This window comes from Bifidobacterium sp. M0399 (assembly GCF_016100595.1).
Classification (GTDB): Bacteria; Actinomycetota; Actinomycetes; order Actinomycetales; family Bifidobacteriaceae; genus Bombiscardovia; species Bombiscardovia polysaccharolytica.
Window position 1 is genome coordinate 82,245 of record NZ_JACFSD010000001.1, and the last position, 15,245, is coordinate 97,489.

Annotated in this window: 4 protein-coding genes; all 4 read right to left on the reverse strand. The window is 63.1% G+C overall.

Going from position 1 to position 15,245, the window contains the following annotated elements; all coding sequences use genetic code 11:
• Positions 1 to 19 precede the first annotated feature (19 nt).
• Positions 20 to 3,526 (reverse strand): RCC1 domain-containing protein, encoded by a 3,507-nt coding sequence (locus H3V09_RS00220; RefSeq protein WP_198190554.1) that lies wholly within the window; start codon positions 3,524 to 3,526, stop codon positions 20 to 22.
• A 331-nt stretch (positions 3,527 to 3,857) separates the two neighbouring features.
• Positions 3,858 to 7,610, reverse strand: a complete 3,753-nt coding sequence (locus tag H3V09_RS00225; RefSeq protein ID WP_198190555.1) for an RCC1 domain-containing protein — start codon at positions 7,608 to 7,610, stop codon at positions 3,858 to 3,860.
• 304 nt (positions 7,611 to 7,914) lie between these two features.
• On the reverse strand, positions 7,915 to 11,631 hold the full coding sequence (locus H3V09_RS00230) for an RCC1 domain-containing protein (protein WP_198190556.1): 3,717 nt from the start codon (positions 11,629 to 11,631) through the stop codon (positions 7,915 to 7,917).
• Positions 11,632 to 11,950: 319 nt separating this feature from the next.
• Entirely contained in the window at positions 11,951 to 15,235 is a 3,285-nt protein-coding gene (locus H3V09_RS00235) for an RCC1 domain-containing protein (protein ID WP_198190557.1), read from the reverse strand.
• Between the last annotated feature and the right edge of the window lie 10 nt (positions 15,236 to 15,245).

Here is a 15,245-nt window from a genome sequence, read left to right on the forward strand (position 1 = left end):
GCTTACTCGGGTGAAGATTCTAGACGTGCAGGCTGTGGGCTTCGCGCCGGTGGCGTCCGGCTGCGACGGCGCCGGCTGCGGCGAGCAGCCCGGCGGCGAGCAGGAGGATCATGCTGCCGTTGCCGCCCGTCAGGGGCAGGGTGCCTTCGTAGGTATAGGACAGGTGCTTGGGTTCCTGTTTGGTGCCGCCCAGGGTCCAGTCCACGATCACATCGGCCTGCCCCGGATTATGGACGGGCGTGGCAAAAGAGACGGACCCGTCGGCATTCTGCTGCAGGGAGCCGACCGCTGCCTGGTCGAACTTGACGCCGGTGATCAGCAGTGCCGGGTTGAACGCCACCGGGGTCGGCGTGCTGCTCTGCGTCGCGCTTCCGTTGCCGAGCTCGCCGTACTGGTTGTCGCCCCACGCGTAGGCGTTGCCGTCACGCCCTATGGCCAGGGAATGAAAGTATCCTCCGCTGGTTCGTGCTGTTGCGAGCCCGGTGCCGGCGCTGCCCTGGCCTGCGGGCGGCAATACGCGCGTGGGCGTGGACCGGTTGCTGGTTGTGCCGTCGCCGAGCTGGCCGTAGACGTTCCATCCCCATGCCCAGGCTGTGCCGTTCTGGTCGACGGCCAGGGAGTGGATCGCGCCTGCGCTGATCTGCGCGACTTGGAATGGCTGGCTGGAGTCTGAGGGGTTTCCTACCAGTTTGGGCCTGGGCCTGTTGGTTGTCGACCCATCCCCCAGCTGCGCGAATTTATTGTACCCCCACGCCCAGAGGGTACCGTCCTGGTCGACGGCCAGGGCATGGAAGCCTCCGGCGCTGATCTGCACGGCTTTGAAGGCCTTGCTCGTGTCCTTGGGGTCGGGCACGCGTGCCGGGTCGGCGGCATACGTGGTGCTGTTGTCTCCCGTGGCTGTGCCATTGCCGAGCTGCCCGTAGTTGTTGAACCCCCAGGTATATACGTTGCTGTCCGCGTCCAAGGCCATGACGAGGCCCCAGCCGACGCTTACCTGGACCGCGTGCAACCCCTGGCCGGAGCCGTCGGGATCCTTGGCCAGGGTCGGCGCCCGCTTGGACGTGCCCCAGGTGCTGTGATCGTTGTATTCGCTGCCCCAGGTGTAGACGCGCCCATCCAGGCTGATGGCCGCCGAGTCGGCGTAGCCGGCGCTCACCTGGACGGCCTTGAAGGGCTGGCCGTCCGCACCCTTGACGGGCATCGGACTGGTCTGAGGGGTATTTGCGTCCAGGCTGCCGTTGCCGAGCTGCCCGTGGTCGTTGATGCCCCAGGCGTAGACGATGCCGTCGCTGCCGACGGCCAGCACGTGGTTCCCGCCCGCCGCGACCTGTGTGTAGGTGAAACCGGAGGCCACGCCGTCCGGCAGGGGGACCTTGACCGGCGTCTTCTGCGGAGTGCCGCTGGTGCTGCCTTGGCCCAGCTGCCCGTACTGGTTGCTGCCCCAGGCGTAGGCGTTCCCGTCGCTGGCCACCCCAATGGAGAAGTTGTTTGTCAAGATGCCGGCGCTGACCTGGTTGAAGCGGATGCCGCGGCTTAGCTTGGGCGGGGTGATGGTCGCCTGCTGGCCGCCCATCGCGTTGCCCTTGCTTGGGTTGATCGACCAGCCGCCGGTGTTGGCGGGGCTCCAATGTGCGACCAGGGTGATGTCCGCGGTGACCGGCTGGCTGAAGTCATAAGCCACATCGGATTTGCCATTGGCGTCCTTGAGGAACCAGCCGTCGAACAGGAAGCCGTCCTTGGCCGGGTCTGTGATTGGGCGTGCGGCCTGTTTGCCTATGGTGATCTGCTGGTGGTCTGGGGTCTGCTGGCCGCCTGCGCTGTCGAAGGTGACCGTGTGGGGGTTGATGTAGGTGTAGGTAAGGCGCGCGTCGGGCTGCTGGCCGTTCCTGCTCCAGGAGACGGTCACGTCGGTCTTGCCTCCTGCATGCTGGGGCGTGGTCACGCTCCAGGTGCCGCCCGTGTTTGCGGTCAGATTCGTGCCCGCTGTCCCGCCGAAGTTGACGCCGGTCGGCCTGGGAGACTCGGGGAAGGCGACCATGCCTGGCCGGTTGGCTGGCGTGGCGCTGGCGGGGGTGCGTGCCAGCTGGCCTTTGCTGTTGTCTCCCCAGCTGTAGAGGTTGCCGTCCGAGCCCAGGGCCTGGGCATAGCCCCCTAAATAGCCGCCTTCGATTCTGACTTGGGTGATTGTGATGCCGGCCGGCATGGCCACTCTGCGTGGCGTACCGTCTTGCGTGCTGCTGGCGCTCCGTCCCAGCTGGCCTTTGCTGTTGTCTCCCCAGCTGTAGAGGTTGCCGTCCGTTCCCATGGCCAGGGAATTATCGCCGCCTGCGATGACCTGAGTGAATCGTCTGACGCCTGCAGGCAGGTTCACTTTGTGCGGCGTACCGTCGTTCAACGTGCTGGTGCTGGTGAGGGCGCGTCCCAGCTGACCTAGGGAGTTGTCTCCCCAGCTGTAGAGGTTGCCGTCCGTTCCCATGGCCAGGGAATGATAGTATCCTGCGCTGATCTGGGTGAATTTCGTGCCGTCTGCCGGCATGGACCCCTTGCTCGGCGTGTTATGTTGATTAGAATCAGCACCGCCTATGCCCAGTTGCCCGGTACCGTTGTTTCCCCAGCTGTAGAGGTTGCCGTCCGAGCCCAGGGCCAGGGAATAACCACTGCCTGCGCTGAACTGGGTGAAGCGGACGCCTGTCGGCGGGGTGACAACGCCTGGTAGGTTTTCTGGCGTTTGGTTGGTTTCTCGTCCCAGCGCCCCGTTGGTTGTGTTTCCCCAGCTATAGAGGTTGCCGTCGGAGCCCATGGCCAGGGCAAAGTCTTTTCCTGTTTCGATGTGGCTGAAGCGTATATCGGATGTGGTGGGCGTGGTCAGGGTGATCCTGGTGCCTCCTTCTGCTGGCCCGGAGGTGGGTTTGAGGCTCCAGGAGCTGGTTATCCTGGTCCATTTGGCGGTCAGGGTGATGTTGCCGGTGACGGGCTGGCTGAAGTCATAAGCGACGGCGGTGTTGCCGGTGAACCATCCGTTGAACAGGTAGCCGTCCCTGGCCGGGTCCTTGGGCCTGGAGGCTTGTCCGCCGCTGGGGACGCTCTGGGAGGGTGTGCTGGTGTTGCCGTCGGGGTCGTTGAAGGCGACGGTGTAGGCTGCGCGTGTCTTGGGCTGGCTGTCGGCCGTCTTGCTTTGGATGCCGGTGTCGCCGGGCTTCTTGGGCGCGGGCTGGGATGTGGTGAGGGGGGATGCGGTGTTCAGGGGCGAGGGTGAGGGCAGCGGCGACTTGGGGCCGGCCGGCAGGGTTGGTGTGGGCATTGCGGGGGTGGCGCCGGGGTTTTGCTGGTCCATACCGGGGGTGTGACGGCCCTCCTGGCCTGTGCTTTCCGGTATGGCGGGCGCGTTGGCGCCCGTAGCGGACCTGCTGTCGGCTGTGTCGGCTGTGGCGAGTCCTCCGGCGATCAGGCTGGCTGGCAGGATAATGGCGAGCAGCATGCTGACGAGGATGGCCCTGCGGCTGTGCGTGTTCGTATGCTGACGCATGATCGGCATGATCCCCTTCCCAGGAACTGTTGCCGCGTACTTGGAACTCCCCCGGTCTGGCTCCCCGATAGATGGCAGACACAATCCCAACCTATATACAAATGCTACCACGGTTCGTTCGTATGCTCCAAGCGCCCGTCAGCCAGCCTGCCGGGCTGCTTGCTGAACACTATATGAAGACCGCTTCACACCTTATTGACTCATTCCAGAGAGGGGTATAAAGGGTGGATGCAAAGAGGTGGGTGGCTCCGTTGTGTTGAGGACTGCGGGGCCACCCTGGTTGGCCGGGCCGTCTTGGGATGCGGCCTGGCTGCTTACTCGGTCGAAGATTCTAGGCCTGCAGGATGCGGGTTTCGCGCCGGTGGCGTCCGGCTGCGGCGGCGCCGGCTGCGGCGAGCAGCCCGGCGGCGAGCAGGATGATCATGCTGCCGTTGCCTCCCGTCAAGGGCAGGACGCCCTCGTAGGTGTAGGCCAGGTGCTCCTGGGTCTGGCTGACGCCGCCCAGCGTCCAGTCCACGATCACATCAGCCAGCCCAGGATTATGGACAGGCGTAGCAAAAGAGACGGACCCATCGGCATTCTGCAGCAGGTGATTCATGGCCGTCTTGTCGAAGCTGACGCCGGTGATCAGTAGCGAATTGAATGGCACTGGGGTCGGGTTGCTGTTCTGTGCCGTGTCATTTCCGGTGCCGAGCTGGCCGTACTGGTTGTCGCCCCAGCTATAGGCGTTGCCGTCCTGGCCGATCGCAAGGGAATGCTGGCTTCCGGCACTAATGCGTGCAGCTTTGAATCCCGCGTCGGCATTGTTCTGTTGCAGAAAGCCATTAATCTGTGTTGGTGTCCGAGCGTTTTTGACGGTTCCGTTGCCGAGCCGACCGTTGCCACTGTCCCCCCAGGCCCAGGCTGTGCCTTCCTTGTCAATGGCCAGGGTGTGATTCGTTCCAGTACAGATTTGGCTGGCTTGGAATCCTTGATTGGTGCCTGTGGGATCTTGTACCCGAACGGGGCTGTACTGACGATCGGCAGTGGAGCCGTTGCCGAGCTGACCACGATCATTCCATCCCCATGCCCAGACTGTATCGGTCGTATCAATGGCCAGAGCGCTCCAGCTTCCTGCGCTGATTTGTTTGGCTTGGAACGGCTGACCTGTTTTGCCTTGGTATTGTACTGGCGTGGGTTGGTTCGTATAGGAGGAGTCACTAGTGCCGTTGCCGAGCTGACCGTAGTCGTTGTACCCCCATGCATAAATGGTGCCCTTCTTGTCCAGGACCATGATGAAGCTCCATTTGACGGCGACCTGAACTGCTTGCAGCCCCTCGTTCGAACCACTCGGATTCTGAACCAGGGTTGGGGTTGATCTAGACAGGCTGTATGAGCCGCCGCTGTTACATTCACTGCCCCAGGTGTAGACGCGCCCCTGCAGGTCGATGGCCGCCGAGTCGTAGGCGCCGGCGCTGATCTGGACGGCCTTGAAGGGCTGGCCGTCCGCACCCTTGACGGGCTGCGGCTTGGAACGGTCGCTGGTGGTGTTGTCACCCAGCTGGCCGCGGTTGTTGGCGCCCCAGCTGTAGACGATGCCGTCGCTGCCGACGGCCAGCACGTGGTAGCCGCCCGCCACGGCCTGTGTGTAGGTGAAACTGGAATCCACGCCAGCCGGCAGAGGGACCCTGACCGGTGTCTTCTGCGGAGTGCTGCTGGTACTGCCCTGGCCCAGCTGGCCGTACTGGTTGCTGCCCCAGGCGTAGGCGTTCCCGTCGCTGGCCACGCCCACCGAAAAGCCACTGGCCCTTCCGATTTCATAGCCGCCGGCGCTGACCTGGCTGAAACGGATGCCGCGGCTGAGTTTGGGCGGGGTGATGGTCGCCTGCTGGCCGCCCATCGCGTTGCCCTTGCCTGGGTTGATCGACCAGCCGCCGGTGTTCGCGGGGCTCCAATGCGCGACCAGGGTGATGTCAGCGGTGACCGGCTGGCTGAAATCATACGCCACCTTGGAATCGCCCTCGGCATCTTTGATGAACCAGCCGTCGAACAGGAAGCCGTCCTTGGCCGGGTCCGTGGTCGGGCGCGTGGCCTGCCGGCCTTCGGTGATCCGCTGCTGGCCTGGGGTCTGCTGGCCGCCGGCGCTGTCGAAGGTGACCGTGTAGGGGTTGATATAAGTGTAGGTAAGGTGCGCGTCGGGCTGCTGGCCGTTCATATTCCAGTTGATTGTTACGTCGGTCTTGCCTCCTGCATGCGGGGGCGTGGAGACGCTCCAGGTGCCATCCTTGTTGCCCGTCAGGCTCGTGCCCGCTGTCCCGCCGAAGCTGACGCCGGTCGGCGTGGGAGACTCGGGGAAGGCAACCATGCCGGGATTGGTGTCGAAGTCACCGCTGATGTCGCGTCCCAGCTGGCCGCTGGTGTTGTCTCCCCAGCTGTAGAGGTTGCCGTCCGATCCCAGGGCCAGGGAAAAGTACCCATTAATCATGTTTGGCGCGCTGGCTTGGGTGATTGTGATGCCTGCCGGCATGGCCACTTTGCCCGGCGTGCCGTCTTTCGCTGCGCCGGGGTTGCGTCCCAGCTGGCCGTTGGTGTTGTCTCCCCAGCTGTAGAGGTTGCCGTCCGATCCCATGGCCAGGGAATAACCGTTTCCTGCGCTGATCTGGGTGAATTGCTTGACGCCTGTTGGCATGGTCACTTTGCCTGGCTGGTTGGCTGGCATGGTGCTAGTGGGGTTGCGTCCCAGCTGGCTGCTGGTGTTGTTTCCCCAGCTGTAGAGGTTGCCGTCCGATCCCAGGGCTAGGGAGTGGGTGTATCCTGCGCTGATCTGGATGAACTGCTTGACGCCTGCCGGCATGGTTACTTTGCCTGGCTGGTTGGCTGGCGTGGTGCTGGTGGGGGTGCGTCCGAGTGCATTGTAGACGGTTTCTCCCCAGCTGTAGAGGTTGCCGTCCGTTCCCAGGGCCAGGGAATAATCAGTGCCTGCGCTGATCCGTGTGAATTCCGTGACCCCTGCCGGCATGGCCACTTTGCTCGGCGTGGCATGAGAATTATCATCTGTAGTGCCATAGCCCAGCTGGCCGCAATCGTTCCGCCCCCAGCTGTAGAGGTTGCCGTCCGAGTCCAGTGCCAGGGAATGGCCGAATCCTACACTGATCTGGGTGAATTGCCTGACCCCTGTCGGCAGGGGTGCTTTCCCCAGTTTGTTATAAGAGGTGGTGGTGGTGCCGTTGCCCAGCTGGCCGCGGTCGTTTCCTCCCATGCTGTAGAGGTTGCCGTCCGAGCCCAGGGCCACGGAGAACCCATTGCCGGAGCCGGCCTGGGTGAAGCGGTCGCCTTCTTCAGGCGGCTTGACGATGACCGGTCTGTTGGATTGATTTATGCCGCCGTATGTTCCCCAGCTGTAGAGGTTGCCGTCGGAGCCCACGGTCAGGGAATTCATGATCCCTGTGCTGATGTGGCTGAAGCGTATACCGGGTTGGGTGGGCGTGGTGAGAGTGATCCTGGTGCCTCCGTCTGCTGGCCCGGAGGCGGGGGACAGGCTCCAACTCCTGGTCCATTTGGCGGTCAGGGTGATGCTGCCGGTGACGGGCTGGCTGAAGTCGTAGGCGGTGTTGCCGGTGAACCATCCGTCGAACAGGTAGCCGTCCCTGCTCGGGTCCTTGGGCCTGGAGACCTGTCCGCCGCCGGGGACGCTCTGGGCGGGTGTGTTGGTTTTGCCGTCGGGGTCGTTGAAGGTGACGGTATAGGCTGCGCGTGTCTGGGGCTGGCTGTTGGCGGCCTTGCTTTGGATGCTGGTGTCGCCGGGCTTCTTGGTCGTGGGCTGGGCGCTGGGGAGGGGGGATGCGGTGTTCAGGGGCGAGGGTGAGGGCAGCGGCGACTGGGGGCTGGCCGGGGTGGCAGGCAGGATTGGTGCACTGGCTGATGGGTCGGCCTGTTGGCCTGCAGCCGTCTGCTCCAGCCTGGTCGGCTCGGGCACACTGGATTCGCCGGAGGCTGCGTCGGCCATGGCCAGGCCGCCCATGATCAGGCTGGCGGGCAGGATAATGGCGAGCAGCATGCTGACGAGGATGGCCCGGCGGCTGTGCATGTTCGCATGCTGACGCATGATCGGCATAATCCCCTCCCCAGGAACTGCTGCCGCGTATCCGGAACACCCCCGGTCCGGCTCCCCGATAGATGCCAGGCACAATCCCAACTACGTAGAAAATGCTACCACGGTCCGTCCGCATACTCCAAGTACCTGTCAGCCAGCCTGCACAAGACATGAAGGCTGTTTCACGTCTTATTGGCGATATAGAGGGCGGAAGCAAAAAGGTGGGTGGCTCCGTTGTGTTAGGGGGTTGGCGGGGCCACCCTGGTTGGCCGGGTCGTCTTGGGGTGTGGCCCGGCTGCTTACTCGGGTGAGGATTCTAGGCGTGCTGGATGCGGGTTTCCCGCCGGTGGCGTCCGGCCGCGATGGCGCCGGCTGCGGCCAGCAGCCCGGCGGCGAGCAGGAGGATCATGGTGCCGTTGCCTCCCGTCAGGGGCAGGGTGCCTTCGTAGGTGTAGGCCAGGTGCGCCGGGGTCTGGCCGGCGCCACCCAGGCTCCAGTCCACAATCACGTCGGCCTGTCCCGGATTATGCACAGGCGTAGCAAAAGAGACGGATCCGTCAGGGTTCTGCTGCAGGTGTTCCACAGCCGTCTTGTCGAAACTGACACCAGTAATCAGCAACGAGTTGAGGGCCACCTGGGTCGGGGTGCTGATTGGAGTCGTGTCGCTTCCGGTGCCGAGCTGGCCGGATGCGTTGTCGCCCCAGGCGTAGGCATTGCCATCCTGGCCGACGGCCATGGAGTGGTTCCATCCTGCGGTGATGCGGGCTGTTGCGAGCCCGGTGCCGGCGCTGATCTGGCCTGCAGGCGGCGACACGAGCGTGGGCGCGGGCTGATTGAAGTCGCTGTTGTTGGTACCGAGCTGGCTGTTAATGTTCCATCCCCAGGCCCAGGCTGTGCCGCTTTGGTCGACGGCCAGGGAATGGTACGCGCCGGCGCTGATCTGCGTGACTCTGGCTTTTGTTGGTTTTCCTATCTGCGTGGGCGAGGGCCGGTTGGTTGTCGTGCCGTCGCCCAGCTGCCCGCGGTAGTTGTACCCCCACGTCCAGAGGATACCGTCCTGGCTGATGGCCATGGCGTGGTTGGCTCCAGCGCTGATCTGCGTGGCTTTGAAGGTTTTGCTTGTGTCCTCGGGGTCGGGCACGCGTGCCGGGTCGGCGGCGTATATGGTGCTGTGCTCTCCCGTGGCTGTGCCGTTGCCGAGCTGCCCATAGTTGTCGTACCCCCACGTGTATACGTTGCCGTCCGCGTCCATGGCCATGACGAAGCTCCAACCGAGGCTTACCTGGTCCGCGTGCAGCCCCTGACCGGAGCCGTTGGGATCCTTGGCCAGGGCCGGCGCCAATTTGGATGTGCTGTAATCGGTGAAGTTGTTGTTTTCGCTGCCCCAGGTGTAGACGCGCCCATCCGGGCTGATGGCTGCCGAGTCGTAGGCGCCGGCGCTCACCTGGAAGGCTTTGAAGGGCTGGCCGTCCGCGCCCTTGACAGGCAGCGGCTTGGAACGCTCGGTGGTGGTGTTGTCGCCCAGCTGGCCGTGGTCGTTGGCCCCCCAGCTGTAGACGATGCCGTCGCTGCCGATGGCCAGCACGTGGTAGCCACCCGCCACAGCCTGTTTGTAGGTGAAACTGGAATCCACGCCATCGGGCAGGGGAACCCTGACCGGTGTTTTCTGCGGAGTGCTGCTGGCGCTGCCCTGGCCCAGCTGCCCGTGTTGGTTGTATCCCCAGGCGTAGGCGTTCCCGTCGCTGGCCACTCCAACGGAGAAGCCGCTCAGAGAGCCGGCGCTTATCTGGCTGAAGCGGATGCCGCGGCTGAGTTTGGGCGGGGTGATGGTTGCCTGCTGGCCGCCCATCGCGTTGCCCTTGCTCGGGCTGATCGACCAGCCGCCGGTGTCCGCAGGGCTCCAATGCGCGACCAGGGTGATGTTGCCGGTGACCGGCTGGCTGAAATCATAAGCCACTTTGGAACCGCCATTGGCGTCCTTGAGGAACCAGCCGTCGAACAGGAAGCCGTCCCTGGCCGGGTCTGTGATTGGGCGTGTGGCCTGCTGGCCTCCTGTGATTCGCTGCTGGTCCGGGACCGGATTGCCGTCGGCGCTGTCGAAGGCGACCGTGTAGGTGATGATGTACGTGTAGTCTAGGTGCGCGTCGGGCCTCCAGCCGTTCCTGCTCCAGAAGACGGTCACGTCCGTCTTGCCTCCTGCATGCGGGGGTGTGACGACGCTCCAGGTGCCGTCCTTGTTGTCGGCTAGGCTCGTACCCCGCCTATCGCCGAAGCTGACGCCGGTCGGCTTTGGTTTCTCAGGGAAGTCGACTATCCTAGGTTGGCCGTCGAAGTAGCCGCTAGCGTCGCGTCCCAGCTGCTGGTTGCCGTTCCATCCCCAGCTATAGATGTTGCCGTCCGAGCCCAGGGCCAGGGAGAAGTCCCCACCCAAAGTGCCGGGCGCGCTGGCTTGGGTGATTGTGATGCCTGCCGGCATGGCCACTTTGCGTGGCGTGCCGTCTTTCGTTGCGCTGGGGTTGCGTCCCAGCTGGCCACTGGTGTTGTCGCCCCAGCTGTAGAGGTTGCCGTCCGATCCCAGGGCCAGGGAATGCTCGCCGCCTGCGATGACCTGGGTGAATCGGCTGACACCTGTTGGCAGGTTCACTTTGCGTGGCGTGCCGTCCTCCGCCTCATTGATGCTGCGTCCCAGCTGGCCTTTCTCGTTGGTTCCCCAGCTGTAGAGGTTGCCGTCCGTTCCCAGGGCCAGGGAATGCTTGTATCCTGCGCTGATCTGGGTAAATTTTGGGACCCCTGTTGGCAGGTTCACCTTGCTCGGAGCGGCATGAGCATCAGAATCGCTAGCGCCGATGCCGAGCTGTGCGTGGTCGTTGTATCCCCAGCTGTAAAGGTTGCCGTCCGTTCCCAGGGCCAGGGAATGACTGTCTCCTGCACTGATCTGGGTGAATTTTGGGATCCCTGTTGGCAGGATCACCTTAATCGGCTGTTGATTAGGGCTCACACTAGGATTGCCGATGCCGAGCTGCCCGTAGCTGTTGTCTCCCCAGCCGTATAAGTTGCCGTCCGATCCTATGGCCAAGGAATAGTTAAATCCGGCACTAATTTTGGTGAATTTCGTGCCGTCTGCCGGCATGATCACTTTGCCCAGCCCGCTATTGGTAGTGGTACCATTGCCAAGCTGGCCTTGGTTGTTGAATCCCCAGCTGTAGAGGTTGCCGTCCGTTCCCAGGGCCAGAGTAAAGTTCATTCCTGCGCTGGTCTGGGTCAAGTGGACGCCTGTTGGCGGGGTGACGATCACTGGCCTTTTATCGGAGGCATCTCCCCACTTGTAAATGTTGCCGTCGGAGCCTATGGCCTGGGAAGCGTATGTTCCTGTGCCGACGTGGCTAAAGCGTATGTCGGGTGTGGTGGGCGGGGTGAGGGTGATCCTGGTGCCTCCGGCTGGTGGGCCGGAAGCGGGCGAGAGGCTCCAGGAGCTGGCGCCTTTGGTCCATTTGGCGGTCAGGGTGATGTTGCCGGTGACGGGGCGGGTGAAGTCGTAGGCGGTGTTGCCGGTGAACCATCCGTCGAACAGGTAGCCGTCCCTGCTCGGGTCCTTGTCGGGCCTGGAGACCTGTCCGCCGCTGGGGACGCTCTGGGCGGGTGTATTGGTTCTGCCGTCGGGGTCGTTGAAGGTGACGGTGTAGGCTGTCCGCGTCTGGGGCTGGCTGTCGGCCGTCTTGCTTTTGATGCCGGTGCCGCCGGGCTTATGGTCGGATGCGGCCTGGGCGGTGGTGAGGGGGGATGCAGTGTTCAGGGGCGAGGGCGAGGGCAGCGGAGACTTGGGGCTGGCCGGGGTGGCTGGCAGGGTTGGTGCATTGGCTGATGGGTCGGCCTGTTGGCCTGCAGCCGTCTGCTCCAGCTTGGTCGGCTCGGGCACACTGGATCCGCCGGAGGCAGTGTCAGCCGCGGCGAATCCTCCGGCGATTAGGCTGCAGGCGAGCAGCATGCTGACGACGATGGCCCGTTGGCTGTGCGTGTTCGCATGCTGACGCATGACCGGCATGATCCCCTTCCCAGGAACTGTTGCCGCGTACTTGGAACTCCCCTGGTCCGGCTCCCCGATAGATGGCAGACACAATCCCCACGTATACTCAATAGGCTATCACGGTCCGTCTGCATGCTCCAAGTGCCCGTCAGCCAGACTGCCGGGCTGCTTGTCTGAACACTATATGAAGACTGCTTCACGCCCTACTGGCGATATAGAGGGTGGAAGCAAAAAGGTGGGTGGCTCCGTTGTGTTGGGGGATTGGCGGGGCCACCCTTCGGCTGGACTAACTTGGGGTTTAGTCCAGCCGCTTACTCGGGTGAAGATTCTAGGCGTGCAGGGCGCGGGTTTCCCGCCTGTGGCGTCCAGCTGCGGCTGCGCCGGCTGCGGCGAGCAGCCCGGCGGCGAGCAGGAGGATCATGCTGCCATTGCCTCCCGTCAGGGGCAGGGTGCCTTCGTAGGTGTAGGTCAGATGCGCCTGGGCCTGGCTGACCCCGCCCAACGTCCAGTCCACGATCACATCGGCCTGCCCCGGACTGTGGACAGGGGTGGCCAGGGTGACGGAACCATCGGCATTCTGCTGCAGGGAGCCGACCGACGCCTGGTCGAACTTGACACCGGTGATCAGCAGTTGTCCGAGCATTACTGGTACCGGCACGAGGCTTTTAGCAGCATCTACGTATTGTCCTGTGGGGATGCTGTTGTTGCCGAGTTCGCCGTACCAATTGCTTCCCCAGCTGTACGTGTTGCCGTCCTGGCCGATGGCCAGGCCATGGAGGGCTCCGGCGCTGACTTTTGCGGGTGTAAATCCCCTGGCAGGGTTGTCTTGACCAGCAGGGGGTGACATCTGCGCGGGCGTATCCTGCGTGTCATTGGTGCTGTTGATGCCGAGCTGGCCCCAGTTGTTGATTCCCCATGCCCAGGCTGTGCCGTTCTCGTCGCCGATTATGGTCTGGTTTACGCCCGCGCTGATCCATGCAACTTTGAATCCCTGACTGGAGTCCTTGGGGTTCTGTACTTGCATGGGAGTTGACCGATTCTTATTCTTCCCGCCGTCCCCTAGCTGGGCGTCGGCGTCGTATCCCCATGCCCAGAGGGTGCCGTCCTGGCCGATGGCCAGGGCGTGGGAGCCTCCTGCGCTGATCTGCGTGGCTTTGAAGGCCTTGCTCGTGTCCTCGGGGTCGGGCACGCGTGCCGGGTCGGCGGCATATGTATCGCTGTCGTCTCCCGTGGCTGTGCCGTTGCCGAGCTGCCCGTAATTGTTGAACCCCCAAGTGTATACGTTGCCGTCCGCGTCCAAGGCCATGATGAAGCTCCAGTTGACGCTGACCTGGACCGCATGCAGCCCTTGGCCGGAGCCGTTGGGGTCCTTAGCCAGGGTCGGTGTCAGCCGGGGACTGCTGGAGTAGTTAGCGTATATTTCGCTGCCCCAGGTGTAGACGCGCCCATCCGGGCTGATGGCGGCCGAGTCGCCGGCGCCGGCGCTGACCTGGACGGCCTTGAAGGGCTGGCCGTCCGCGCCCTTGACTGGCATCGGACTGGGATGGGTATTTCTGTCCTGGCTGCCGTTGCCGAGCTGGCCCTGGTCGTTGGCGCCCCAGGCGTAGACGATCTGGTCGGAGCCGATGGCCACCACGTGGGCATCGCCTGCCGCGACCTGCGTATAGGTGAAGCCGGAGGCCACGCCATCCGGCAGAGGGACCCTGGTTGGCGTCTTCTGCATGGCCATCTTGTCCGGATCCTGGCCCAGCTGGCCGTAGTCGTTGGCGCCCCAGGCGTAGACGTTCCCGTCGCTGGCCACACCAACTGAGAAGCCGCTTATTACAGTGCCGGCGCTTATCTGGCTGAAGCGGATGCCGCGGCTCAGCTTGGGCGGGGTGATGGTGGTCTGCTGGCCGCCCATCGCGTTGCCCTTGTCTGGGCTGATCGACCAGCCGCCGGTGTCCGCGGGGCTCCAATGCGCGACCAGGGTGATGTCTCCGGTGACCGGCTGGCTGAAGTCATAAGCCACATTGGAATCACCCTCGGCGTCCTTGAGGAACCAGCCGTCGAATAGGAAGCCGTCCCTGGACGGATCAGGATAGGGACGTGAAGCCTGATTTCCATCTGTAATCGATTGTTGAGCGGGCATGCCGGAAACCGTGCAGTCGGTACATCCCTTGGCGAAGTTGACCGCATGATCCGCACCGTCGTATTTGTAGGACAATGTGGCATCCGTTTGCGGTCCGTTCATGCTCCAGGAGATGACCACCTTTACCCATCCCGTGACATGTGCAGGAGGCTTGAGCGACCAGTAATTGCCCTGCTGGTCTGTTTGCATTGCTGAATAGCTGACAGATGCGCCATCGAACAGGGCTCTAATGAGGTTCGCAGACTCAGGGAAGATGACCCGGCTGGCCTGCATTACCTGCGTTGATGGCGTGCGGTTGTTGGTGTTGCCCAGGTTTCCGAAGTCGTTCCTTCCCCAACCGTATGCATATCCGTCGGATCCTATTACCAGGGTGGTGTTCCCGAAGCTGCTGATGGCTTGGTATTTGAAAGGCTCGCTCACATTTGCAGGATGCATGGCACGGAAAGGAGTGTCCCAATTGTAGCCTCCGGAGGGTTTCTTGCTTTCGTCGACGCCCAGCTGCCTGTCGGCATCGGATCCCCATCCGTAGACCTCGCCATCATTGCCGATGGCCAGGGAGTACTTGTATCCCGCATTGACCTGGGTGAAGCGGAAGGTGCTTGGGGCTCCGGCAGGATGGACGACCTTGCTGGGTATGGCGACGTACTCGTGGGGGCCATCTGCTTCAGAGTTGTTGTTGACCGGGTGACTGGGGTTGCCGAGTGAGGCATTGTCGTTGACTCCCCAGGCATATACTTCGCCGTTGTTGCCCAGCGCAAGGGAGTGCACGTAGCCGGCGCTGATCTGCGTATAGGAGAAGGTCGAAGCATCCACGTTGGCTGGTTTGGAGACCTTGACCGGCTTGTTGTAGCTGCCGTCGGAACTGCCGTTGCCTATCTGTCCCCAACGGGCATCGCCCCAGGCATAGGCGTTCCCGTCATTGCCAAGGGCGAGCGAACGGTAGTAGGTCACGCTGATCTGGGTGAATTTGAATGAGGACGGTACATTATCCGGCTTCAGTACTTTGACAGGCGAATAGGAATTCGTTGTATTGCCGATTCCCAATCGTCCATAGAGGCCCGCGCCCCAAGCCCAGGCGTTGCCATCACTGTCCAAGGCCATGGAATGCTGCTCCCTGGTGCATACCTGCTCGTAGTGTATGCCTCCGCTGGCGTCGAGCATTGTCGGGGTTGTCCTTCTGGTCCTGTCTCCCAGGCCAAGCTGGCCGGAGTCGTTGCGGCCCCAAGCCCAGATGTGGCCTTGGTCATCCAAGGCCAGGGAGTTGCGCATGCCCGCACTGACCTGGATGATGTGGACCGACTGTGGGAAGGCAATCAGTTGGGGCGTGTAATGGTCCTGAAGTGTGCCGTCGCCCAGCTGCCCGTAGTCGTTGCTTCCCCATCCGTAAGTGTTGCCGTCTGAGCCGATGGCCAGGGTGTGTCGGTCGCCTGTGCTGATTTGGGTGAATTTGAGGCCACGCGGTGTGGGCGGCCTGAGTTTCAATTCATTGCCG